At 63.1% G+C, this 24720-nt stretch carries 23 protein-coding genes; 15 read left to right on the top strand and 8 right to left on the bottom strand.

Translation table 11 applies throughout. The features are described 5' to 3' along the window. Positions 1-75: 75 nt before the first annotated feature. The 3 genes from LB513_RS00455 to LB513_RS00445 form a co-directional block, all read right to left on the bottom strand. On the bottom strand, positions 76-936 hold the full coding sequence (locus tag LB513_RS00455; protein ID WP_224661480.1) for a S49 family peptidase: 861 nt from the start codon (positions 934-936) through the stop codon (positions 76-78). Between the two features lie 74 nt (positions 937-1010). After that, positions 1011-1814 carry a tRNA1(Val) (adenine(37)-N6)-methyltransferase gene (locus LB513_RS00450; RefSeq protein WP_224661479.1) on the bottom strand — a complete coding sequence of 268 codons (804 nt, stop codon included), beginning with the start codon at positions 1812-1814 and terminating at the stop codon, positions 1011-1013. Further along, the gene (locus LB513_RS00445) at positions 1811-2035 is read right to left on the bottom strand and encodes a DUF2007 domain-containing protein (protein ID WP_224661478.1); all 225 of its coding nucleotides are present in this window, start codon (positions 2033-2035) and stop codon (positions 1811-1813) included. The genes LB513_RS00450 and LB513_RS00445 overlap by 4 nt, the downstream gene beginning before the upstream one ends. 200 nt (positions 2036-2235) lie before the next feature. On the opposite strand from LB513_RS00445, the gene LB513_RS00440 reads away from it, so the two are divergent. From LB513_RS00440 to LB513_RS00420, 5 genes are all read left to right on the top strand, one after another. Further along, complete coding sequence (locus LB513_RS00440; protein WP_224661477.1) at positions 2236-3252, top strand: polyprenyl synthetase family protein; 1017 nt, start codon at positions 2236-2238, stop codon at positions 3250-3252. A gap of 164 nt (positions 3253-3416) precedes the next feature. Continuing rightward, complete coding sequence (locus LB513_RS00435) at positions 3417-5192, top strand: tetratricopeptide repeat protein (protein WP_224661476.1); 1776 nt, start codon at positions 3417-3419, stop codon at positions 5190-5192. 172 nt (positions 5193-5364) lie between these two features. Continuing rightward, positions 5365-6285, top strand: a complete 921-nt coding sequence (locus LB513_RS00430) for a glycine--tRNA ligase subunit alpha (RefSeq protein WP_224661914.1) — start codon at positions 5365-5367, stop codon at positions 6283-6285. Between the two features lie 303 nt (positions 6286-6588). Beyond that, complete coding sequence (glyS, locus tag LB513_RS00425; protein WP_224661475.1) at positions 6589-8967, top strand: glycine--tRNA ligase subunit beta; 2379 nt, start codon at positions 6589-6591, stop codon at positions 8965-8967. A gap of 110 nt (positions 8968-9077) precedes the next feature. Next, a complete protein-coding gene (locus tag LB513_RS00420) occupies positions 9078-9398 on the top strand; it encodes an ATPase (RefSeq protein ID WP_224661474.1) in 321 nt (106 codons plus the stop codon). A gap of 77 nt (positions 9399-9475) precedes the next feature. Here the strand turns inward: LB513_RS00420 and LB513_RS00415 are convergent, their stop codons facing one another. Next, entirely contained in the window at positions 9476-9865 is a 390-nt protein-coding gene (locus LB513_RS00415; RefSeq protein WP_224661473.1) for a hypothetical protein, read from the bottom strand. A 164-nt stretch (positions 9866-10029) separates the two neighbouring features. Next, positions 10030-10470, bottom strand: a complete 441-nt coding sequence (locus tag LB513_RS00410) for a hypothetical protein (RefSeq protein WP_224661472.1) — start codon at positions 10468-10470, stop codon at positions 10030-10032. A 171-nt stretch (positions 10471-10641) separates the two neighbouring features. On the opposite strand from LB513_RS00410, the gene LB513_RS00405 reads away from it, so the two are divergent. From LB513_RS00405 to LB513_RS00395, 3 genes are all read left to right on the top strand, one after another. Then, positions 10642-11616: an L-threonylcarbamoyladenylate synthase gene (locus LB513_RS00405; protein WP_224661471.1), complete on the top strand. Its 975-nt coding sequence runs from the start codon at positions 10642-10644 to the stop codon at positions 11614-11616. Between the two features lie 9 nt (positions 11617-11625). Next, positions 11626-13056: an FAD-binding oxidoreductase gene (locus LB513_RS00400; RefSeq protein WP_224661470.1), complete on the top strand. Its 1431-nt coding sequence runs from the start codon at positions 11626-11628 to the stop codon at positions 13054-13056. A 185-nt stretch (positions 13057-13241) separates the two neighbouring features. Further along, positions 13242-13808, top strand: a complete 567-nt coding sequence (locus tag LB513_RS00395) for a DUF6101 family protein (protein WP_224661469.1) — start codon at positions 13242-13244, stop codon at positions 13806-13808. A 166-nt stretch (positions 13809-13974) separates the two neighbouring features. On the opposite strand, the gene ubiA is transcribed toward LB513_RS00395, so the two are convergent. Next, positions 13975-14958: a 4-hydroxybenzoate octaprenyltransferase gene (gene ubiA / locus LB513_RS00390; RefSeq protein ID WP_224661913.1), complete on the bottom strand. Its 984-nt coding sequence runs from the start codon at positions 14956-14958 to the stop codon at positions 13975-13977. Positions 14959-15274: 316 nt separating this feature from the next. Between ubiA and purD the strand changes: the two genes are divergently transcribed. Beyond that, on the top strand, positions 15275-16567 hold the full coding sequence (gene purD / locus LB513_RS00385) for a phosphoribosylamine--glycine ligase (RefSeq protein ID WP_224661468.1): 1293 nt from the start codon (positions 15275-15277) through the stop codon (positions 16565-16567). Here purD and LB513_RS00380 read toward each other — a convergent pair. Continuing rightward, positions 16564-17673 (bottom strand): glycoside hydrolase family 25 protein, encoded by a 1110-nt coding sequence (locus LB513_RS00380; RefSeq protein WP_224661912.1) that lies wholly within the window; start codon positions 17671-17673, stop codon positions 16564-16566. The genes purD and LB513_RS00380 overlap by 4 nt on opposite strands. An 805-nt stretch (positions 17674-18478) precedes the next feature. On the opposite strand from LB513_RS00380, the gene LB513_RS00375 reads away from it, so the two are divergent. Both LB513_RS00375 and LB513_RS00370 read left to right on the top strand, forming a co-directional pair. Next, positions 18479-20248: an acyl-CoA dehydrogenase gene (locus LB513_RS00375; RefSeq protein WP_224661467.1), complete on the top strand. Its 1770-nt coding sequence runs from the start codon at positions 18479-18481 to the stop codon at positions 20246-20248. Positions 20249-20267: 19 nt separating this feature from the next. Next, a complete protein-coding gene (locus LB513_RS00370) occupies positions 20268-21020 on the top strand; it encodes a crotonase/enoyl-CoA hydratase family protein (protein WP_224661466.1) in 753 nt (250 codons plus the stop codon). 5 nt (positions 21021-21025) lie between these two features. Here the strand turns inward: LB513_RS00370 and pdxH are convergent, their stop codons facing one another. Next, entirely contained in the window at positions 21026-21643 is a 618-nt protein-coding gene (pdxH, locus tag LB513_RS00365) for a pyridoxamine 5'-phosphate oxidase (RefSeq protein WP_224661465.1), read from the bottom strand. A 39-nt stretch (positions 21644-21682) separates the two neighbouring features. Here pdxH and LB513_RS00360 point away from each other — a divergent pair, with 39 nt between their 5' ends. From LB513_RS00360 to LB513_RS00345, 4 genes are all read left to right on the top strand, one after another. Further along, positions 21683-22144, top strand: coding sequence for an RT0821/Lpp0805 family surface protein (locus LB513_RS00360; RefSeq protein WP_224661464.1), 462 nt, complete (start codon positions 21683-21685; stop codon positions 22142-22144). A 97-nt stretch (positions 22145-22241) separates the two neighbouring features. Further along, positions 22242-23162: a DnaJ C-terminal domain-containing protein gene (locus LB513_RS00355; RefSeq protein WP_224661463.1), complete on the top strand. Its 921-nt coding sequence runs from the start codon at positions 22242-22244 to the stop codon at positions 23160-23162. 103 nt (positions 23163-23265) lie between these two features. After that, positions 23266-24084: an enoyl-ACP reductase FabI gene (gene fabI / locus LB513_RS00350; RefSeq protein ID WP_224661462.1), complete on the top strand. Its 819-nt coding sequence runs from the start codon at positions 23266-23268 to the stop codon at positions 24082-24084. A gap of 43 nt (positions 24085-24127) precedes the next feature. After that, positions 24128-24715 carry a histidine phosphatase family protein gene (locus LB513_RS00345; protein ID WP_224661461.1) on the top strand — a complete coding sequence of 196 codons (588 nt, stop codon included), beginning with the start codon at positions 24128-24130 and terminating at the stop codon, positions 24713-24715. Positions 24716-24720 lie beyond the last annotated feature (5 nt).

Raw genomic sequence — 24720 nt, 5'->3', positions numbered from 1 at the left:
CAAACGGAATCCGACTTGGCGAAACGACATGCACGAAACGTCAAGTCTCATATGCTAGACGGCTTTGTGGCTTTTTCAAAGCCCGAACCGAGCCCAGGCTGCGCGCTCTTCCGCCGCATCGATAAGACCGCCGGCTGCGGCCGCGGCGATATCGGGCCCTGAAAATCCCTTGTTCGATCCAAACAGGCCGAAGCGGCCGAGGAAACCGCGCGGCGCCGAGATCAGCCTGAGGCGGGCCTTGGAGCCGAAACGGGCCTTCAGCACCGACCGCATGTCGCCGAGCGCGTCGATCAGGCCGAGTTCAAGCCCTTTCTTGCCGGTCCAGAACAGCCCGGTGAAAAGGTCCGGATCGTCCTTGAGCTTGGCGCCGCGCCTCTCCTTGACGACATCGATGAAGGTTCCATGGACCTCGAGCTGCAACGCTTTCAGGCGCTCGACGTCTTCCTGCTTCTCGGGTTTGAACGGGTCGAGCACCGCCTTGTTCTGTCCGGCGGTGTGGACGCGGCGTTCGACGCCGATCTTCTTCATCAACTCCGGGAAGCCGAACGAGGCCGACACGACGCCGATCGATCCGACGATGGACGATGGATCGGCGAAGATCTCGTCGCCGGCGACCGCGATCATGTAGCCGCCCGATGCCGCGACATCCTCGACGAAAACGAGGACCTCTTTGTTCTTCTCGTTCGCCAGGTCACGGATGCGCCTGAAGATCAGCCGCGACTGCACCGGCGAGCCACCTGGCGAGTTGATCGAGATGGCGACAGCCGGCGAGTCGAACGAAAAGGCCTTCTCGATGAGGCCGGCCGTGGAAGCCAACGACAGGTTCTGCCGGAACTGCCCACCCGACATGATCGTGCCGTGCAGCCGGACAACCGGGATGGTGACGACGGTGGAGCGCCAGGATTTCGGCAGCAGGCGGTTGAACAGACGTTTCACGAGGCGGTCTCCAGTCGATGCTTGCAGGCATGTAAGCATTTCCCGGCCAACGGCAATGTGCCGCCCGGAAAAGCTCAATCGCCAAACAGGGAGGCGAGACCATTGGCGATCATTTCGCTGCGCCCGTCGGGTGCGTTGCCGGACTGCGCATGGAGCATCAGGGGCGGGCGGATGGCCAGTCTTCCCCGTGCGCCATGTGCTGCCCTGACGACGATGCGGATCGCCGCTGCATCGGGGCGAGGATGGACAGCAAGCAGTTCGGCGTCGCCGAAACGGCCTGTCATCGCATTCAGAATGGCAGCGAGCTGTTCGGGCCGCGCAATGATGGCCAGACCGCCGCGCGGCCTGACCACCGCCGCTGCGCTTCGAATCCAGCTCTCGAACAGCCCATCTTCCATGACATGGGCTTCCCTTCTCAGCCGATCAGGCGTGGCGCGATCACGCGCGGCGTTGAAGGGCGGATTCATGATGACGAAGTCGAAACCATGGTCGGCGAGGCCCGCTTTTGCCCGAGCCTGGCCGGACGCCGTAACATCGGCGACGAGCACCGTGGCGCGATCGCTGAGATGCGCATTGCCGGGATGGGCAAGGCTGGCCGCCGCGAAGGCCGCCATCTCCGGCGCACGCTCGACCAGCACGGTCTTCGCGGTCGGACAGCGCGACAGCACCGCCAGTCCCGCGGCTCCCGCGCCAGCGCCGAAATCGGCGACGCGGCCGCAGAATGAGGAAGGCACGGCCGCCGCCAGCATCATCGCATCCATGCCGGCGCGATGGCCTCCCTGCTTGGGCTGCACCAGCCAGAACCGCCCGCGATGGAAGGCGTCGACCGTGTGGGCCGGCGTGTCCGGAGCAAGCGCGGCTGGCGCGGCGGAAATCATGTGCGGCGGATCTCGTTGGCGATGCCCGCGTCGGTCAGGATGCGACGGGCCGCGTCGGCCTGGTCGGCATCGACCATGACGCGCCGCGGCAGGATGCCGAGCGACCCGTCGAGCACGCTCATGTTCTGGTCAGCGACGAAGCAGCCGATGCCAGCATCGCGCATCAGCGATTCGACAAAGGAGATGATGACGGCGTCGTTGGTGCGGATAAGCTCGATCATCGGGCGAAACTCTCAGTTTGCGGGGCTTCTGTAAACCGGCGGCCGGATTTCCCTGGCAAGCAACGCCCCGAGGCATCGGTGGCGGTCTGTTGTCGGCGCCGCGCCAATTCGCCACTTGCCGTGGCCGTGTCCGCCGCCCTAGAGTCCGGTGGGACTAAGGGTGCCGTCGCACGCGTTATATCAAGACGGGAGTGTTTGTCGTGGGTGTCGTTCTCAACATCGAAGACGGAAAGCGGGAGCCAGCTTCCATCAAGGATCTCATCGATCTGACGGCGGCCGATATGGGTCGCGTCAATAAATTGATTCTGTCCAAGGCCGGTTCCGACGTCGAGATGATCCCCGAGATCGCCAATCATCTGATCTCCTCGGGCGGCAAGAGGCTGCGACCTATGCTGACGCTCGCCGCCGCGCAGATGTTCGGTTACGCCGGCGAAGGTCATGTCAAGCTCGCCACCTCGGTCGAATTCATGCACACGGCAACCTTGCTGCACGACGATGTCGTCGACGAAAGCGGCATGCGGCGCGGCAACAAGACGGCCCGCATGATCTGGGGCAACCAGGCCAGCGTGCTGGTCGGCGATTTCCTGCTTGGACAGGCTTTCCGAATGATGGTCGACGTCGGTTCGCTAGAAGCGCTCGACATCCTGTCAAGCGCGGCCTCGATCATCGCCGAGGGCGAGGTGATGCAGCTTGCCGCCGCCAAGAACCTGGAGACCACCGAGGACGAACATTTCGCCGTCATCAAGGCCAAGACGGCGGCACTGTTTTCGGCTGCCGCCGAAGTCGGCCCCGTCATCGCGCAGGCCACGCGCAATGACCGTGCCGCGCTGCGCTCCTACGGCATGAATCTCGGCTTGGCCTTCCAGCTGATCGATGACGCCCTGGACTATGGCGGCAACAGCAAGGATCTCGGCAAGAATGTCGGCGACGATTTCCGCGAGGGCAAGGTGACCCTGCCGGTCATCCTCGCTTACCGGCGCGGCAGCAAGGCCGAGCGCACCTTCTGGAAGCGCGCCATCGAGGAGAATGTCACCGACGATGCGGGCCTGGAAAAGGCGGTCGGCCTGATGACCCGCCACGGCGCCATCGCCGACACGATAGGCCGCGCCCGCCATTTCGGCGAGATCGCCCGCGACGCACTGGCGCCCCTGGAATCGACCCCACAGAAATCTGCGCTGATCGACGTCATCGATTTCTGCATCAGCCGGGTGAACTGAGAAGCGTTGCCAAAACGCCCGGCCATGGTTTGTTAATTGGCTGACCCGATTGTGATTCGAGGCGGATTGAAGCGCGACCCCAAAAAGGCCATGCTTTATCGGCAAAGATCGAGTCTACGTCGATCCCGCTGACGCGGAGATGGCGCCTGGCTGAAAGGGATACGATGCGGCAAGGACGTGCGCGCTGGCTGACAAGGCTGGCAATTGTGACTGGTGTGGCGATCTCGGCCGTGCCGACCTACGCAAAGCAAACCACCGAACCGGTCAAGATCACGTCGTTCTCTGGAGCCTATCTGGCTGCGCGTATCGCCGAAGGTGACAATGACCTTGAGAGCGCGATTGCCTATTATAAGCAAGCCTTGGCTTTCGGCCCTGGCGACTCCAACCTGCAACAGAGCCTGATGCTGTCGCTCATCGCGCAGGGCAGGTTCGAGGAATCGCTGGTCTATGCCGACAAGCTGAAGGAAGTCCCCGACGTCGAGCGCTTCTCGCGTCTCGCGCTGTCGGTCGATTCCTTTCACAAGAAGGATTTCGCCAAGGCGCAGTACTGGCTCAAGCTGGCGCTGGAATCGGATCTCGACCGCCTGATTTCCGGGATCATGTCCGGCTGGGCCGAGCAAGGCGCCGGCCACGCCAGCGATGCGATGGCATCCATCGACAAGCTCCAGGGACCGGATTGGTTCGGACTGTTCAAGTCGTTCCATCGCGCGCTTATCGCGGATGCTTCCGGCATGCCGGAAAAGGCCGATGCGATCTATGCCGCAACCATGCAGGATACCGCAGCCGGCGGCTCGGCTCCCGAAACTTGGATGCGCAATGCCCAGGCTTACGCATCCTTCCTGGCCCGCAAGGGCGACAAAGCCAAGGCGCTGTCGGTGCTCGACAAGGCCGAGGCGTTCGCACCGGGCAAGCTTGAGATCGTCGCCCTGCGCGACAAGATCAGCAAGGGCGACAAGATCGAGCCCTTTGTCTCGGGTCCGGCCGACGGAGCCTCAGAGATCCTGCTCGATCTCGCCACCGCGCTCAACCGTGGCGGCGGGGAGCCTTTCGTGCGCCTCTATTTGCAGTATGCGCTTGCCCTGAAGCCCGAAAGCGACGCTGCACTGGTACAGCTCGCCGCCGTTTCCGAGCAGTTGAAGGATGGCGAGGGAGCCATCGCGCTGTACCGGCGGATCCCGGCCTCATCGCCCTTGAAAGAGCTTTCGGACCTGCAGCTTGGCCTCAACCTTGCCGATCTCAACCGCCAGGACGAGGCCGTCGCCCATCTGAAGTCCATTGTCGAAGCGCACCCTGACGACATGCGCGCTTACCTTGCGCTAGGCGGCGTCTATTCTTCGAAGGAGGATTTCCGTTCGGCAGCCGATCTTTTCGACAAGGCTGTCGCCGAACTGAAGACCCCGACCGCGGCCAATTGGAACATCTTCTACCAGCGCGGCATCGCTTACGAGCGGCTGAAGGAGTGGCCAAAGGCCGAACCGAATTTCCGCAAGGCGCTGGAACTGGTCCCTGATCAGCCGCAGGTGCTGAACTATCTCGGCTATTCCTGGGTCGACATGAACATGAACCTCAAGGAAGGCCTGGCGATGATCCAGAAGGCCGTGGATCTCAGGCCAAGCGACGGCTACATCGTGGACTCCCTGGGTTGGGCCTATTTCCGCATGGGCAGGTTCGACGACGCAGTGCGCGAAATGGAACGCGCCGTGTCGCTGAAGCCCGAAGATCCGGTTCTGAACGACCATCTCGGCGATGCCTACTGGCGCGTCGGCCGCAAGCTGGAAGCCACGTTCCAGTGGAACCAGGCGCGCGACCTGAAGCCGGACCCCGATGTGCTTGCCACCTTGCAGCAGAAGTTGATGAAAGGCCTGCCGCCGATCGAAGCCAACACGGCGCAGGAAACGCCGAAGGTCAAGCCCGAGCCGGTGCCCGCCCCCAAGGGGTGAGCCCCTGCATGATTAGTGACGGGGCGCCAATCTGGAGCCCCGTTTTCGTCCAGCAAGCCCGGCCACACGTGCGACGTGCCTTGCTTGACGCTCCCCCATCGTGTGTCTACGACGTGCCGGCAAGCAAGCCTTTCCAGTCGAGGCCACCGTGACCGTTGAAATCCCCGCCCATATGCACCCCAGCCGCTCGTTCCAGGGGCTGATCCTGACCTTGCACAATTACTGGGCCGCCTATGGCTGCGTCATCCTGCAGCCTTACGACATGGAGGTCGGCGCTGGCACATTTCATCCGGCGACGACGTTGCGCGCCCTTGGGCCGCGGCGCTGGAACGCCGCCTATGTCCAGCCTTCGCGTCGCCCCAAGGATGGGCGCTATGGCGAGAACCCGAACCGGCTGCAGCATTATTACCAGTATCAGGTGATCCTGAAGCCCAATCCGCCCAATCTTCAGGAGCTCTATCTAGGCTCCCTGGCGGCAATCGGCGTCGATCCGCTTCTGCACGACATCCGTTTCGTCGAGGATGATTGGGAAAGCCCGACGCTGGGTGCGTGGGGCCTGGGCTGGGAGTGCTGGTGCGACGGCATGGAAGTGTCGCAATTCACCTATTTCCAGCAGGTCTGCGGCATTGAATGCGCGCCGGTGGCCGGAGAATTGACCTACGGTCTGGAGCGGCTGGCCATGTATGTGCAGGGTGTCGACAACGTCTACGACCTCAATTTCAACGGCCGCGAAGGCGCCGACAGGGTCAGCTACGGCGACGTCTTCCTGCAGGCCGAGCAGGAATATTCGCGGCACAATTTCGAATTCGCCAACACCGCGATGCTGCTCAGGCATTTCGAGGACGCAGAGGCCGAATGCAAGGCGCTGCTTGATGCGGGTGCGCCGGCCTCGAACGACGATCTGCCCATGCACCGCATGGTCTTTCCGGCCTATGACCAGTGTATCAAAGCCAGCCATGTCTTCAACCTGCTCGACGCGCGCGGCGTGATTTCAGTCACCGAGCGGCAGAGCTTCATCCTGCGGGTGCGCAATCTGGCGAAAGCCTGCGGCGAAGCGTTCCTGAAGACCAAGGCGGGTGGGCTAGCGGCCTAGAGTCTGGCTGTTGAGCGTAAAGGCTTCCATCGTCTGCAAGGCTCGGCGAACGCCAGGCATCACGGGCCATGAACCTGCGCCGTGAAGCAGGCGCTGAGTGCGAGGATTTGCAGCAATGCCGATATCGTCTTCATGGTCGCTCAGCCAATAGCTCCTGTCTTGAGTGTGTGTCGCTTCGGCGCGGGTATTCGGTTCATGCAGATCCTGGTCGAGACGGAGTCGGCGATCGCCGCGCGGAAAGGGTGACAGCGGTCGGCCGAGTTGCTATGCCCCCGGCGGACCATTGCCCTGCGAGCCCCAATCATGCCTGACCTGCTTCTAGAACTTCGCTCGGAAGAAATTCCCGCCCGCATGCAGCGCAAGGCGGCGAGTGATCTCAGGAAGATGCTCACCGACGGCCTGGTGGAGGCGGGACTGACTTATGAGGCGGCGCGCGAATATTGGACGCCGCGACGTCTGGCGCTCGATGTAAGGGGCCTCACCGCGCGCTCGAGGGATGTAAGCGAAGAGATCAAGGGCCCCTCGGTGGCCGCGCCTGAACAGGCGGTTCAGGGCTTCCTGCGCAAGGCGGGGTTGTCGTCGATCGCCGAGGCGCATGTGCACTCCGACCCGAAGAAGGGCGACTTCTATGTTGCCCACATTTCGAAGCCGGGAAGGGCGGCGGAAGAGATCATCGCCGAATTGGTGCCGGGCATCATCCGCGACTTCCCGTGGCCGAAGTCGATGCGCTGGGGGCCGGCCTCGGCAAAGCCCGGCTCGCTACGCTGGGTACGCCCGCTGCAATCGATCCTGTGCACCTTCGGGCCGGAGACCGAGGAGCCGGTGGTGGTCGAGTTCGAGATCGACGGCATCCGTTCGGGCAATATCACCTACGGTCATCGCTTCCACGCACCTGATGCCATCACCGTGCGGCGCTTCGACGATTATGTCTCTAAACTCGAGGCGGCGAAGGTCGTGCTCGATGCCGATCGGCGCAAGGAAATCATCCTTGCCGACGCCCGCAACCTCGCCTTCGCCAGCGGGCTCGACCTGGTGGAGGATGAGGGCCTGCTCGAGGAAGTGTGCGGCCTCGTCGAATGGCCTGTCGTGCTGATGGGCGAGTTCGAGCAGGCATTCCTGGCAATTCCGGCCGAGGTCATCCGGCTGACCATCAGGGCCAACCAGAAGTGCTTCGTGACGAGACCGCAGGGCGTGGTCGACAAGCTTTCCAACCGCTTCATCCTGACCGCCAACATCGAGGCCAGGGACGGCGGCAAGGAGATCGCGCACGGCAACGGTAAGGTCGTGCGCGCTCGCCTCTCCGACGCACTGTATTTTTGGACCACCGACCAGGGCGATTTGCCTGATCTCGGACAGCTCGAGGCATCAGCTGAGAAATTCGATCTCGATTTGGCGAAGCCGCTCGATCAGCGCATGGCCCGCCTCGACCATCTGGGCGTGACGTTCCATGCCAAGCTCGGTACGCAGGGCGAACGGGTGGAGCGGATCAACCTGCTGGCTGAAGAACTGGCCGCGATCGTTGGAGCCGATCCGGTCTTGGCGCGTCGCGCTGCGGTCCTCGCCAAGGCCGATCTGACCACCGAAGTGGTGGGCGAGTTCCCTGAATTGCAGGGCGCCATGGGCCGCAAATACGCCTTGCTCCAGGGCGAGCATCCATCCGTGGCGGCGGCTATTGAGGAACATTACAAGCCGCAAGGTCCGTCCGATTATGTGCCGAGCGATCCGGTGTCGGTGGCCGTTGCGCTCTCCGACAAGCTGGATACGCTGGTTGGCTTCTGGGCCATTGACGAGAAGCCGACAGGATCGAAGGATCCCTACGCATTGCGTCGAGCTGCGCTGGGCGTGGTCAGGATCATCTTGGAAAACGGTATCAGTCTGCCGCTTGGCGCCGCCATTACAGTGGCGGTCTCAGCCGCACTTTCCGCATATCAGCGGCCCGGCGAGGGCGCCGAGCCTCGTGGCGTGGTCGCCATGCTGGATTCCCGCATTCGAGACTATAAGGGTTCCAGCCGGTTGTTGTCGGAAGCTGGCCTGATCTCCGGGCTTTTGAAAGGCGGATTGGCCAGCACAAGCTCGCCAACCTCCGGCAATGCCGATCAGGAACAAGAGTTCTTTGACGGCCAGCGGATGATGGAGATGGAGGCGTCCTTGTCGCCATTCATCGGCGACCTCCTCGCTTTCTTCCGTGACCGGTTGAAGGTCTACCTCCGCGATCAGGGTGCGCGGCATGATCTCATCGATGCGGTGATCACGCCGCAATCCGACGACCTGCTGCAGATCGTCCGCCGTGTCGAGGCACTGGGCAAGTTGCTCGATACGGACGATGGCAGGAACCTGCTTGCCGGCACCAAGCGCGCCGCTAACATTTTGGCCGCCGAGGAGAAGAAAAAGACCGTGGTCGGCAAGATCGTCGACCCTGCCTTGCTCAAGGAAGATGCCGAAAAATCACTGTTCGCCGCTGTGAATCAAGCCGAGAAGCAAGCCGGCGAAGCGATTCAAAACGAAGACTTTTCGGCGGCACTGATGGCGCTTAGCGTGTTGCGCGAACCGGTTGATTCATTCTTCGAGCATGTTCTCGTGAATGATGAGGACCAGGCTGTCCGCGCCAACCGGCTGGCGCTGCTCGCCCGCATCAGGACAGCCACCGGCCAAGTCGCGGATTTCTCTAAGATCGCGGGCTGAGCGACCGAGAAAAATATCTCCGAGCCGGCGGTTCGAGCCGGCTTACAGTCATATGACGATGACCTCACGGTGGCAAAAGGGACACGTTCCCCAATCCAACGGAGGCTTTCATGAATTCCAATCACGAAATCGAAATAACTGAAGAAACCCCGGCGCCTGCCGAGGCGCTCGCATCCGCTTCCGAGACCGAGCTCGATCGTGCCGCGACCGTCCAGGTCGAAGGGGCCGACCTGTCGGATGGCGACCAAGACGGCGACGATGAGGAAGGCGATGTGTCTGATCAAGACGGCGCCGAAGACCCCACTCTGCCGGGCGACGAAGAAGACGAAGACGAAGATAACGCCGACGACAGTGTGAAGGCTGACGGCGACGACGATTCCGAAGATGAGGAGTCCGAAGACGATGAAGACGAAAAGGACGAAGCGGCCTGAGATTTCGGTCCGCTCCTGCTTACAGGGAAGGGCGGCGCGTGAGCGTCGCCCTTCTTCTTGCTCAGCGAAGCCGGCCGTCAGTCTTCGAGAATGCTCACGCGCACGCTGTTTTCGTACACATCGACCTGGATCAGCGGTTCGCCGTTGACGATGGCTCGCCGCGTCGAGGAACTCATCGCGCCGGGTCGTCCCAGCATGCGTTGCAAATCGGCTCGCTGGTCATTGCTCCTGAACCAGGAATCACCCTCGTCATCGCGGTCGCGGCGGTGGAATTTATGCCAATTGGCTCGGTCCTGGCGCACCATCTGCGCGGCGCCTTCCAGCGCGTAGCCATCACTCGCCTGGTGATCGCGATCGGAAATACGCGCGACATAGGACCCCAGCAAATCATCGGCATGCGCCGCAGCGGCGCCAATCAGCGATGCCAGCAAAAGCCCGGCCACTGTCACAGTCCTGGATAGTCTCATGATCAACCCCCTTCGAACGATGAAACGCCTATGCCATCGCCGCTTGACGAAATTCAGGCGGCGGCGCCTGCCGACCTGATCCCTGAGATTTGCCCGGCGATCGTGGGCAGGCGAGCGGGCCGCCGTCAAGCTGCGATTGTGTTGATCCGCCATTGGAACGGCGGCTACTTGGTCCCGACTGTCCGCTTGGTCGGCTGGACGGGGGGTGCCGGTTCTTGGGATGTTGCCGGCTCGTTGGGATTCGTCTGTGCCTCCGGCGGAGAGTCTGCCGAGGCGGTCGCAGGGGCGGTGGCGGCTGCAGGCGCCGCACCTTGCGTCGGCACCGTGGCATTTCCGCCGACGACGCCGCCGCGAATGATCACGGGCGCGGGCATGAATACGTGTCGCGCCGGTGCCTCCGGCGCCGCCGGGACCGCCGCCACTTTTTCATAAGTGACATCGGGCTCGCCCAGGGCCACCACATCGCGCGTCTTGGCCAGGCCCATAGGAGACAGCGCAACGATGGAGGGCGTCGAGGAAGGCGCGGCGGGAAACACCAGCGATGACGCTTGAACGCCGCCAGTCGACGCGGCGGCAGTGACGCCTAAGAGGATACGCAGAAACACGGATAGCTCCCTTTGAAAAGAAGCCGCATGGTAACGGGGCGAAATTGCTGTCGGCTTTCTTTGAAACATACCATTTTAGAGATTGATGGATTGCCAATGCCGGGCTGCCAACGCCGACTTGCCCAACGGCGGCCATCGTATTACGCAGCCTGCATCTGCGAGGTGATGAGAGTGGCTGAAATACTTGCCGCCGGCGTGGCGTTGAAACCTGCCTTGGCACTGCTGCGGGCCGGCGATGTCGTCGCCATTCCGACCGAAACCGTTTATGGGCTGGCCGGCGATGCCACCAACGGCATCGGCGTGGCACGGATTTTCGAGGCCAAGGGGCGGCCGCGCTTCAACCCGCTGATCGCCCATGTCGCCGACATGGCGATGGCCGAACATATCGGGCTGTTTGATCGGCTGTCGGAAAGTCTGGCGCTTGCGTTCTGGCCAGGTCCCTTGACGCTGGTGTTGCCGCAGCGGCCCGGCAACGGCATCCATCCACTCGTCACGGCGGGGCTTGATACGATTGCCTTGCGCATGCCGAGGGGATTTGGCCGCGACCTGATTGCAAACCTCGGCCGCCCCATTGCCGCACCCAGCGCCAATTCGTCCGGCAGGATCAGCGCGACGACCGCTCAGGCGGTCGCGGCGGATCTCGGCGACAGGATCAGACTGGTGGTCAATGGCGGCGCGACACCGGTCGGGCTGGAATCGACAATCGTCAAAGCCGAAGGTGGGCGATTACGGCTGCTCAGGCCGGGCGGCATCGCCGCCGGAGAGATCGAAGCGGCCGTCGGCATGGCACTGTTGCGTGGCGGCAGTGCCGGCATAGAGGCTCCGGGCATGCTTGCTTCGCACTATGCGCCCGATGCCGCCGTACGGCTCGATGCGCGGACTGTCGCCCAGGATGAAGCCCTGCTCGGCTTCGGCGATCGGCGGGCAGAGGGATGGCAACACGCCGCCGCGTTCCGCAACCTCTCGCAATCGGGCGATCTGCGCGAAGCAGCGACCAATCTTTTCGCGCATATGCAGGAACTCGATCGCGTCGGCGCGCGAGCCATCGCCGTCGAGCCTATACCGTCCGACGGGCTCGGTGAGGCGATCAACGATCGGTTGTCGCGGGCGGCGGCTCCTCGTGACAACCCGGCGCCGGCGGCATAGTTTTCCCGCATGACCGAAAGTCCACCACCGCTTGCCCCCGTTCTCATTGATCGCTTCGCGGCGATTGTCGGCGAGAAATATGCGCTTCGCGACGAACGCGAAATCGCACCTTACCTGAGCGAGCGGCGTGGGCTGTGGCATGGCGCGACATCGCTGGTGCTGCGGCCGGGCAATGTGGACGAGGTCAGCCGCATCATGCGCCTGGCAACCGAAACCGGCACGCCGGTGGTTCCGCAAAGCGGCAACACCGGGCTGGTCGGCGCCCAGGTTCCGGATAAGACCGGTCGCGAGATCATCTTGTCGCTATCGCGTCTGAACCGCGTTCGCGAGCTGGATGTGCTGTCCAACACGGTCACGGTCGAGGCCGGCGTCATTCTCCAGACGCTGCAGGAAGCGGCCGATGGCGCAGACCGGCTGTTTCCGCTGTCGCTGGCCGCGCAAGGCTCCTGCCAGATTGGCGGCAATTTGTCTTCGAACGCCGGCGGCACCGGTGTGCTTGCGTATGGCAATGCGCGTGAACTCTGCCTCGGCGTCGAAGTGGTGCTGCCGACGGGCGAGGTTTTCGACGATCTGCGCAAGCTGAAGAAGGACAATACCGGCTACGATCTGAAGGACCTGTTCGTCGGCGCCGAGGGCACGCTCGGCGTCATCACCGCCGCCGTGCTCAAGCTGTTTCCGAAGCCGAAAGGCAGGGAGGTGTCCTTCGTTGGCCTGTCATCGCCCGAGGCGGCGCTTTCGCTGTTGGGCCTGGCTATGGACCGCGCAGGGGCGGCACTCACCGCCTTCGAGCTGATCGGCAGGCGGCCATACGACTTCACGCTGGCCCATGCCAAAGGCGTGGTGCGGCCGCTCATGGAGGATTGGCCCTGGTACGTTCTGATGCAGATTTCCTCGGGTCGCTCGGCCGAGGACGCAAGGGCGCTCATCGAGGAGGTTCTCTCAGCCGCCCTCGAGCAGGAGATCGTCGGTGACGCCGTCATCGCCGCAAGCCTCGCGCAGGGCGATGCCTTTTGGAATTTCCGGGAGGTCCTGCCCGACGCACAGAAGCCCGAAGGGGCGTCGATCAAGCACGATATTTCAGTACCGATCGCAACGGTTCCGCAATTCATCGAGACAGCCGCCCAAGCCGTCGCCGCCGTGAGTCCGGGCGCGCGCGTGGTCTGCTTCGGCCACATGGGCGACGGCAATCTCCACTACAACATCTCGCGGCCCGTCGACGGCGATGACGATGCGTTCCTCGCCTTGTACCATGCCATGAACAGGGCGGTGCACGAGGTGGTGCGCGGCTTTCACGGTTCGATCTCGGCCGAGCACGGCATCGGCCAGTTGAAGCGGGACGAACTGATCGAGACCGCGCCGCCGATGGCGATCGAGCTGATGCGCCGGGTCAAAGCCGCCTTCGATCCGGCCGGCATCATGAATCCCGGTAAGGTTATCTGATCCTTTCAACATTTAGTGGCCGGTGGCATTCCGATAACCATCCCTGAGATCAGCAAAATTTAACCGACTTTCTTAAGCGCGGCGGTAAGGAGCCGGCGCTACTGTCACCTCACAAACGAGGCCGGAATAACCGGCCCGGAGAGAACCGGACACCGGCTCTCAGGAGATAGACAGGAAGGCACTCCATGAACACCGGACTGAAGCCAGTCTGGGCCGGGCGCAACATGCGCCTCGACCCATTTCGCCTGCCCCAAATGGTGAGCTACGCGACCCGTGACGACTATGGCGACGTGACCTTCACCATCGATCAACGCGGCGCCGTGATCCGCCGCATTCTCGAGATGAGTGGCGTGCCCGCGATCATCGCTTTGCCGGCCACTGCGTTCCGCGGCGTTGCCGCCCGCGCCATGGAGGATCCTGACGGCAATGTCACGGTGACCCTGGAACTGCTCCACAACGATCCGATGCTGTCGGTGCCGCTGCTGGTGGCCGAGGATCTGGAAGATGTCGCCGCCGACTGGCGCGCCTGGGCGGACGCATATCGCCTGCCCATGCTGCTCATCGAATCGGACGGCGTTGCCCGCACGCTGGAAGAATCGCTCGGCGCCGCTATCAAGGCATTGCCGCCGCAGGAGCGCCGCAAGGGCCGTGTCTCGACCATGCGCCGGCCGCGTTTCCTCGCTCGCCGCAGGGCCGGCGATCTCGGTCTAAGGCTGGTCGTCGACGGCCAGGATATCATTTCCAGGGATTAGGATGGCACCCCCTTCTCCCCTTGAGGGAGAAGGTGGCCGAGCGGAGCTCGGTCGGATGAGGGGCGTTCCAGCTTGACAATGGGGGCACTCCGTCCCGCACCCCTCAGCCGTCTCGCTGCTGCGCGCCGATCCACCTTCTTCCAAAGGGGGAGGAGGGAAAAAGCCGCTACACCAGCGGCTTCAGCGTCACCCAAATCGCTCCCGCGATGAGGCCGATAAAGATCAGCCAACCGACCTGATTGTTCGATCGGAACAGCCGCAGGCACTGGTCGGGGTTGTCGATATCCAGCACCGCGATCTGCCGCGCAAGATGCGCGCCGGCCGCGATCAGTCCGGCCAGCGCCACCACCGGCGCCTGCGCCGACGCGAAGGCGACGGCGAAGCAGATCAACGCGCCGCCATAGAGTCCGGCGAGCCATGATTTGGTGTTGTCGCCGAACAGGCGTGCCGTCGAGCGCACGCCGACAATGGCGTCATCTTCCTTGTCCTGATGCGCGTAGATCGTGTCATAGCCGATGACCCACAGGATCGAGCCGATATAGAGCATGACCGCGGGTCCATCGAGGTCGCCGAACTCGGCTGCCCATCCCATCAAAGCACCCCAAGAAAAGGCCAGACCGAGGACCAGTTGCGGCCAATTGGTCACTCGCTTCATGAACGGGTAGATGGCGATGACAACCAGTGAACAGATGCCGAGCAAGATGGCGAAGCCGTTGAGCTGGATGAGCACTGCGAGGCCTGCCAGCGCCTGCACGACCAGAAATACCCATGCCCGCCGCCGCGTCGTCTTGCCGGCCGGCAACGGACGCGAGCGCGTGCGCTCGACCTTGTTGTCGATGTCTTGGTCGACGATGTCGTTATAGGTGCAACCGGCGCCGCGCATCGCTATGGCGCCGATCAGGAAGAGCACAAGGTACCACGGCGCTGGCAGCAGGGAGAGCAGCGGGTCGCCGGGCCGCGGATAAGCACTCGCCGAGAGCGCGGCCGACCACCAGCATGGCCATAACAGCAGCTGCCAGCCGATTGGCCTATCCCAACGGGCAAGCTGGGCATAAGGCCAAATCGAACGCGGCAGCACGCGGTAGACCCAATGGCCGTTCGGGGCATCGGCGACGCGGCCTTGGGCTGTTTTCGACTGGATGGTTTCCATCGCCATGGAGTGGCAGCGGCGGCCGAAACCGTCAAGCGGCAAGCGGAGGAGCGCGTCCCTCCGTCTTTCACGAGTCAAAGATGTCGCGGGTGGCGGACCGCCCGTGGCCACCCCAATGAACGCCAGCGCTTCGTCCGACACGCGCTGATACGCATCATAGATGGGCACGCTCTCGCTGCATGGGCAGTGTATCCGGCAGGGTAACGTTCCCGTGCGCAATCTTGGTCAAAACACCCGGATCTCTTGACCCGTCCTGCTTAGGGCAATAGCGGGTTGCTCCAAGAGACTGTTTCGAAGTCGGCATTACGAGGTGGCCATGAACGTCCTTCTTCTCGGCTCCGGCGGCCGCGAACACGCGCTCGCCTGGAAACTCGCCGCGTCGCCGCTGCTGACTAGGCTCTATGCGTCACCCGGCAACCCGGGCATCGGCGGCGAAGCCGAATTGGTGAAGCTGGACGTCACCGATCATGCCGCCGTCGCCGCCTTTTGCAAGGACAAGGCCATCGGCCTCGTCGTGGTCGGTCCCGAGGGACCTCTGGTCGCCGGTATTGCGGACGATCTGCGAGCGCAGGGCATTCGTGTCTTCGGGCCCTCCAAAGCCGCGGCGCGGCTCGAAGGATCCAAGGGCTTCACCAAGGACCTTTGCGCCCGATACGGCATCCCGACCGCTGCCTATGGTCGTTTCGCCGACATCGCATCCGCCAGGGCCTATGTCGAACAGACAGGCGCGCCGATCGTCATCAAGGCCGATGGGCTCGCCGCCGGCAAGGGCGTCACCGTCGCGATGACGCTCGACGAGGCGCGCGCCGCGCTCGACGCCTGCTTCGAGGGCTCCTTCGGTGCCGCCGGCACGGAGGTCGTGATCGAGGAATTCATGACCGGCGAGGAGGCGAGCTTCTTCTGCCTTTGCGACGGCACCACGGCGCTCCCCTTTGGCACGGCGCAGGACCACAAGCGCGTCGGCGACGGCGACACAGGCCCGAACACCGGGGGCATGGGCGCCTATTCACCGGCGCCGGTGATGACACAACAGATGATCGAGCGCACCATGCGCGAAATCGTCGAGCCGACCATGCGCGGCATGGCCGAGCTTGGAGCGCCTTTCTCGGGCGTATTGTTTGCGGGGCTCATGATCACCGACAGGGGACCGAGGCTGATCGAGTACAACACTCGTTTCGGCGACCCGGAATGCCAGGTGCTGATGATGCGGCTGAAGGACGATCTGCTGGTCCTGCTCAATGCCGCGGCCGACGGCCAGCTCGCGCACAGCTCGGTGCGTTGGCGCGACGAATCGGCCCTCACCGTGGTGATGGCCGCCAGGGGCTATCCCGGCACGCCGGAAAAAGGGTCGGTCATTCGCGGCGTCGACGAGGCGGCGGTCGCTGGCGTCCAGATTTTCCAGGCCGGCACCGCCATCAACGGCGGTGCGCTGGTTGCCAATGGCGGCCGCGTCCTCAACATCACGGCTTCAGGCGCGACTGTCGGCGAGGCGCAGGAAAGAGCCTATACCGCGCTCGACCGCATCGACTGGCCGGACGGCTTCTGCCGCCGTGACATCGGCTGGCAGGCCGTGGCGCGGGAACGGGCACATTCGGGAATGAAAGCTTAACGCCGATCCCGATCGGTTCCGGTCGAGGCCGTATTGATCGGATCAACCGCTTCGAAGGCGGCGTCGGGTTGCCCGGGTGAATGCCGCTCGGCGCGATTCCAGGCGACATATTGGACAATGCCGAAGTCTGTCCCCCGGGGCACCGCGTTCATGACTGGCATGCGGAAGCCATCCCGGAAGCGTGACCAACCCGAACCGAGCACGGCGGCGATTTCCTCTAAAGTCGGCGGCGCTGCCACATCGGCATAGATGATGGTGCTCTTGCCGGCCAAGGCCGCCTCTCGAGAGAGGGGAACCGGTACGCTCGCCAGATAATCGGCAGGGACGTCTATCAGGCCACCGAACGGCCACTGCTCGCGCAGCGTGGCGGCATCCACCGGGGCGACGTTGACGTCGATGTCGTTCGGCGTGCCGGCGACCCTGTAAGGGCAACGCGCCCGGCCGCAATTGGCTTGCGCCGCGAATTGCCAGAGCGCGTAGCGCTGCCAGTTGCCCAATGGGAAATGCATGTCGATGTCGGGCCTGTAGCGCGCATACCAGAGCGGCAGCCGCGACAGCAGGCCATATTTGTAGCTGTTGTCGGCGATGTACTGGGCGGTCTTGCCGTTGGTGTAGAGGACGGGGAAACGGCCGATGCGCCGGTGCACCTGGCGCACGAAGACCTCGGCGTCTTCCAGCGACATGAACTGTGTCGGGTCGATGCCCTCTATATCAAGTGCCAGAAGATCGTCAGGCGCGGGGTCGGCGAAATCGAGGAAATTGTTGGCCTGCTCGACCGGATTGCCTGGACGCGCGAGATGGTAGGCGCCCCATTTCAGGCCGAGGGCCTTGGCCACCACCCTGCGGGTTTGGAACAGCTCGCGCGTTACAGCATGGCGTTTCCACAACGCCTTGCAGAGCCTCACCTCGATGTCGCCGCCGAAACAGAAATAGGGCGGCGGCAGTCCGTCCGACGCCTTGTTGATGAAGCCGACAATGCGTTTGTCGGTGGCAAGTTTCGCCCAGTCGATCGAATTGTACTCGTAAGCGTCGACCACCAGGGCCCGGTCGGTTTTCTTCCACGGCTCAGAAAAATCCGATGCTTTCGCCGCCGTCGACAGCGCCATGCTCGTCGCTAAAGCGAGAAGTGTCAGCGCGTGCCCCCCGAAGATGCGTGGGGATAGTGGGGCCACGGCATGGGCGCGGAACAGGCTGTCAACGGCAGTCCGCACGGCGCCCCCTGAACGGCGATGAAAACGCCCCGGAAATCTCAAAACAGGCAATCCCGTTGACCAAGGGCAAAGTCTGGACCGTCATGGTTAAGGAATGCTTCCCGAAGCCATGCTGGAACACATCACCAATGCCCCACCGCTGAACGGGAGAAGAGGCGGGCAAATTGTCCGGGAACAATCGATCCTCGGCAAGCTGGGCTTACGATCGCGTTCTGGGCCAGTGGCCTTGGATGGCCTGGTCGTCGTGGCCCCGTAGACCACTCGGTTTCAGGCTAGGGACGCATCTCGAACGGGTCGCGTGCGGGCTGTTGTCTCAGCGTACCTTCCGCGGCGCGTTTTTGGTGATGGGCGAGAGCATTGCGACGAGCATAATATATATCGCGATCCGAACAGTAGGAGGCGCCGCCGCGAATCTTCCCTCACGGTACTGGAATTCGGCGGCCCGATAGGGCAGGCCGCATTCGATGCAGCGATAAAGATCGGGCCGGCAAGCATGCGTGGTTCCCGGTCGCTGTCGGTCTGTGGCCGGTCAACCTGTCCGGCCTCCACGCAATCAAATAAGCGTTGGCGCGATTGCAAAATCGCGTGACAACATTTGACGTTTACGTAAAAGAAGATCGGACAGCCAAGGCCGAATGGCTTTGCGTCAACGCCACGCCTGGGGTGGACCAGGGCCGGCGGGCAGGAGGAAGAGCGGGCTATGTATCGGGCACCAGTCGACGATATCGCTTTCACACTCAAGCATGTGGCCGGTATGAAGCCGGCCCTCGATGCCGGTTCGTTCGGTGATCTCGACGAGGATATGGTCGACGCCATTCTCATTGAGGCCGCCCGTTTCGCCAGCGAGGAAGTGGCGCCCCTCTACAAGATCGGCGACGAACATGGTGCAGCGCTGAACGGCGCCAACGTCACCATGCCGCCTGGCTGGAAGGACCTCTATAGCCGATGGATCGGCGGCGGCTGGAATGCTCTCTCCGGCCCGCAAGCATATGGCGGCCAGGCGCTGCCGACCATGCTTGGCGTCGCCGCGCTTGAAATGTGGAACTCGGCCTCGATGGCCTTCGGCATCGGGCCGACGCTGACCATGGGCGCGGTCGAGGCGCTCGACAAACACGCCTCCCCGGAACTCAAGACCAAGTATCTCGCAAAGCTTGTCTCGGGCGAATGGATGGGGACGATGAACCTGACCGAGCCGCAGGCCGGTTCGGACCTTAACGCCCTGCGCGCGCGCGCCGAACCAGCCGGCGACGGCACCTACCGCATCTTCGGCCAGAAAATCTTCATCACCTATGGCGAGCACGATCTCACCGACAACATCATCCATCTGGTGCTGGCGCGGCTGCCCGATGCGCCGGCCGGCACACGCGGCATCTCGCTGTTCCTGGTGCCGAAATTCCTGGTCGGGGACGATGGTTCGCTGGGCGAGCGCAACGACGTTTTCTGCTCGGGTCTCGAGCATAAGCTGGGCATCCACACCTCGCCGACTTGCACGATGATCTATGGCGACGGTTTCGAGGGTGCCAGCCCGGGCGCAGTGGGTTGGCTCATCGGCGAGGAGAACAAGGGTCTCGCCTGCATGTTCACCATGATGAACAACGCGCGTCTGTCTGTCGGCATGCAGGGCGTCGCCGTCGCCGAAGCCGCGACGCAGAAGGCGATCGCCTATGCCAATGACCGTCGCCAGGGCAAGGCGGCGAGCTACACCGGGGCCGGCATGGCTCCAATCGTCCACCACCCCGACGTGCAGCGCAATCTCCTGACCATGAAGGCGCTGACCCAGATCGCTCGGGCGGTCGCCTATTCCTGTGCCCACGCAATGGACATGGCGCGCCTGCTATCCGGCGACGAAGCGGCGCATTGGCGCGACCGTGCCAATCTGCTGACACCGCTGGCCAAGGCGTTCTCGACCGATGTCGGCGTCGACGTCGCATCGCTCGGTGTCCAGGTGCATGGGGGCATGGGCTTCATCGAGGAAACGGGAGCAGCCGCGCTGTTTCGCGACGCCCGCATCGCGCCGATCTATGAAGGCACCAACGGCATCCAGGCGATCGATCTGGTGATGCGCAAGCTGCCGCTTGGTGGCGGCGCGCATGTGCATGGCTACATCGCCGAACTTGCCGCGGTCGCCAATGCCCTGCGGACATCCAATCTGGAAGGATTCGGGCGCACCGCGGATGTCCTGGACGAGGCATTCGCCGATTTGACGCTAGCGACCCGCTTCCTGCAGAAGTTGGCGGCCGAGGGTCGGACGGACGAAGCGCTGGCCGGTGCCACGCCCTACCTCAGATTAATGTCGCTGGCTGCCGGCGCCGCCTATCTGGCGCGGGGCGGGCTTGCCGATCGCGGCCGCATTGCCCTTTGCCGCTTCTTTGCTGAAAACCTTCTCGGCGAGGCGCGCGCCTTGAGGGAACGGGTTGTCGATGGCGCCGAAAGCCTCACAATTGCCGGTGAGACGCTGATTTCGGCCTGAAACTCACAAGGAAAGAACCGTGACGGAGCACATCCTCATAGAGCGCCAGGGCGCCATCCAGATCATCCGCATGAACCGCCCCGACAAGAAGAATGCGCTGACGCGGGCCATGTATGAGAGCATGTCGGCCGCCCTCGGCGAGGGCGATGCCGACCCTTCCGTGCGGGTGCATGTCTTCCTCGGCGCACCTGGCGCCTTCTCATCCGGCAACGACCTTGCCGATTTCATGGTCGTGGCCACCGGCGGCGAGGGTGGCAACGAGGTCTGGGATTTTCTCATGGCCCTGGCCAAGGTCGAAAAGCCCATGGTCTCCGGCGTCGATGGTATTGCGGTGGGCATCGGCACGACCCTCAATTTGCATTGCGACCTGACCTTCGCCACGCCCCGCACCGTTTTCAGGACGCCTTTCGTCGATCTCGGCCTTGTGCCGGAGGCTGGCTCCAGCCTGCTGGCGCCGCGCATCTTGGGACAGCAAGGCGCGTTTGCGCTGCTGGGTTTAGGCGAAGGCCTTTCGGCCGAACGGGCGAAAGTCGCAGGCTTGATCCACGAAGTGGTCGAGGAGGGTTCGCTGGAGGCCTCGGTGCTGGCGGCGGCCGGCCAGATCGCCGCCAAGCCCCCACAGGCGCTGAAGATAGCGCGCGATCTCATGCGCGGTTCGCGCGACGACCTTGTCGCCCGTATCGCCGAGGAGAGCGCGCACTTCCGAGAGCGGTTGCAATCCGACGAGGCGCGCGCTGCGCTGACGGCATTCATGACCAGGAAGAAAGGCTGAGCCCTTCAGGGATAAAGCCGCCTCTTGGTCCAGCTGTCCGCAGCATCACGGCTGAAGACCACCCGGTCATGCAGCCGAAATGGCCTATCGTGCCAGAATTCGATCGTGCGCGGCACGATGCGGAAACCCGACCAATGCTTCGGCCGAGGAATCTCGCCGATGGCGTGCCGCGCCGTATATTCGGCAACTGCCTTCTCCAGTGCAAAGCGGCTTTCGAGGGGACGCGACTGCTTCGAGGCCCATGCGCCGATACGGCTGCCACGCGGCCGCGTCTGGTAATAAGCGTCGGCTTCCGCATCGCTGACGATCTCCACCGGTCCGCGAATGCGCACCTGCCGGCGCAATGATTTCCAGTGGAAACACATAGCCGCCTTCATGCTGCCCAATATTTCCTGGCCCTTGGCGCTCTCGAAATTGGTGTAGAAGACAAATCCGGTTTCATCGAACCCCTTGAGCAGCACCATCCGCACATCCGGCATGCCGTCGGCGTCGACGGTCGCCAGCGCGACGCCGTTTGGGTCGTTGATCTCGCTCTTCGTGGCGTCCTCCAGCCAGGTGGCAAAGAGGCGAAACGGCTCGGCAGCCTCGGTAAAGTCACCGCTTGTTAACTCTGTGTCACTCATAGTTTTCTCAAATCGTCGCAAAGCAGAGGAGGTTGCCGATTGTCGCGTATCGCGCAAGCCTTTGACAGCAGGCAATGGCGTGCAATCGTTTCGGCCAGCGCGAAAGCCGCGGTCGTGGTGCTCGCCTTGCCGGTTGCAGCCTGCGGCGCGGGCGGCTTCAGTCTGGAGAAGGCAGAGGTCGACCGCTCTATCCTGACCAGCAGTACGCCGGCGTCGACGGGGCCTGCCGATACGGATCGCGATTCCGACCAGACGACGATCGGCAATGCGGTCTCCTCCGCCGACATCGAGCAACTGGGCGGCCAATCGGTGCCCTGGGCGAATGCCGGCACAGGGTCGCGCGGTTCAATCACCAACCTTGCGGAATTGAAGGACAACGGCCAGACTTGCCGCCGGTTCAAGGCCTCGCGTGAGAGCTTTGATGGCGTCGCCATGTTCCAGGGTGAGCTATGCCTGGCGGCTGCCGGCGGCTGGCGCATGCAGGACTTCAAGGCGCTCTGATTTTCCGCTGCCGATATGATGGTCTGCACTGGAATTTCTTCCTATGCGAGCGCATATAGAGGGCGACGTGGACTCAACTCATTTCCAGGGCAGTAGCATGCGCGACCCCTATGAGGTGCTGGGCGTTGCCAAGAACGCATCGGCCAAGGACATAAAATCGGCCTATCGGAAACTCGCCAAGAAGCATCATCCGGATCAGAATCCGAATGACCCCAAGGCGAAGGATCGTTTTGCCGCGGCAAATCAGGCCTATGAGATCGTCGGCGACGAGAAGAACCGTGCCGCCTTCGATCGCGGCGAGATCGACGCCGAGGGCAAGCCGAGATTCCAGGGTTTTGAAGGCGCTGCCGGCGGCGATCCGTTCGGCGGCTTTCGCCAGCAAGGCGCAGGCGGTTCGCGGTTCGAATTCCGCTCCGGCCGCCCTGGCGGCGATCCTTTCGACGGCAACAGCGACATCTTCAGCCAGATCTTCGGCGATGCTTTTGCGGGCGGCCGCGGGGGTGCAGGGGGTGCCAGGCGCCAGCCTGCCGCCGCTGATCTGAACGTCACGCTCGACGTAACCATCGAGGAAGCCGCAACGGCCGAAAAGGTGACCGCGATGTTCCCCGATGGCCGCAAGGTGGCGGTGAAGCTGCCGGCCTATGTCGAGGACGGCCAGACCATCCGGCTCAAGGGCCAGGGCGAGCAAGGGCCGGGCCAACCCGGCGACGCGCTGGTCAAGATCCATATTCGCCGGCATCCGCGCTACCGCATCGAGGGTCGCGACTTGCACGCCGATCTCCCGGTGACGCTGGCGGATGCCGTGCTCGGCGCCAAGGTGCCGGTCGAGACGCCGACTGGCAAGCTGGCTGTCAACATTCCCGCCTGGTCGAGTTCCGACAAGGTGCTGCGGCTGAAGGGCAGAGGTCTGCCGGAAAAAGCCGGCGGCCACGGCGATCTCTACGCCCATGTGCGGATCATGCTGCCGGAAGGCGGCGATGCTGCTCTCGAATCGCTGTTGCGCGGCCAAAAAGGCTGATTGGCGGCTGTTGTCCCCCGAACTGTCCGGTTGAGTGCTTGAAGGGCCTCTGTGCCTGTGCGATACGCACTCCACAAAGCAGAACCTTGCGGAGAGCGCTTACATGGCGGGTGGACAGGGCCTTATGGCCGGCAAGCGCGGCCTTATTCTGGGCGTCGCCAATAACAGATCGATCGCCTATGGCATCGCCAAATCCTGCGTCGATCATGGCGCAGAGATCGCGCTGACCTATCAGGGCGAGGCGTTCAAGAAGCGAGTGGAGCCGCTGGCGGCGGAACTGGGCGCTTTTGTCGCCGGCCATTGCGACGTCACCGATCCGGCGAGCCTCGATGAGGTTTTCGCCAATGTTGCCCAGCATTGGGGCAAGCTCGATTTCCTCGTCCATGCCATCGCTTTTTCCGACAAGGACGAGCTGACCGGCCGCTACGTCGAGACGACGCGCGACAACTTCCTGCGCACCATGGACATTTCGGTCTATTCCTTCACGACCATCGCCAAGCGCGCCGAGGCGCTGATGACAAATGGCGGCTCGTTGCTGACGCTCACCTATTATGGTGCTGAAAAGGTGATGCCGCACTATAACGTCATGGGCGTCGCCAAGGCCGCGCTTGAGGCGAGCGTGCGTTATCTCGCCGTCGATCTCGGCGCCAAGAAGATACGCGTCAACGCCATTTCCGCCGGCCCAATCAAGACGCTGGCGGCATCAGGCATCGGCGATTTCCGCTACATCCTGAAGTGGAACGAATACAATTCGCCTCTGAAGCAGACGGTCACGCAGGAAGAGGTCGGCGATTCCGGCGTCTATTTCCTCTCTGACCTGTCGCGCGGCGTCACCGGCGAAGTGCATCACGTCGATTCAGGTTACCATGTCGTCGGCATGAAGGCCGTCGACGCGCCGGATATTTCGACGGTCAAGGACTGACACCCGCGCCCTTCATCCGCCCCGCCCCAGACCGGAAGACCTGATGTACCCGCTGGTTTATATCGCGCGCCACGGCCAGACAGCGTGGAACGCGGAATTCCGGCTGCAGGGGCAGGCCGATACCGATCTCAATGCACTTGGACGCGAACAGGCGACACGCAACGGCCGTCGGCTGTCCGAATACATCGGCAATGCACGCGATTTCGACTTCGTCGCCAGCCCGATGAAGCGTACGCGCGAGACGATGCAGCGCATCCGGGCCGCGATGCAGCTTGATCCGGACGCCTACGCGACCGATCCTAGACTTGTCGAAGTCAATTTCGGCGATTGGCAGGGTTTCACCTTTGCCGAGCTCGAGGCGAAATACCCGGGCGCAAGCAGGGCACGCACTCTCGACAAGTGGAACTTTCAGCCCCCTGGCGACGGCGCCGAGAGCTACCGCATGCTACTCGATCGGGTGAAGCCTTGGTTCGACGGTTTGAGCCGGAACACCGTATGCGTCACGCATGGCGGCGTCATACGGACGTTGTTTCGCTTCGTGCTTGATATGGCCGAGGAAGAGGCGTCGAACCTGGACATACCTCAGGACCGCCTGCTTAAGCTTGAAGGGAACAGCCTGGAATGGCTGTGAGCTGT

This window comes from Mesorhizobium sp. ES1-1 (assembly GCF_020164785.1).
In the GTDB taxonomy this organism is placed as follows: domain Bacteria; phylum Pseudomonadota; class Alphaproteobacteria; order Rhizobiales; family Rhizobiaceae; genus Mesorhizobium.
The sequence above is the reverse complement of the archived record's forward strand: the minus strand, read 5'-3'. Positions and strand labels throughout refer to the sequence as shown.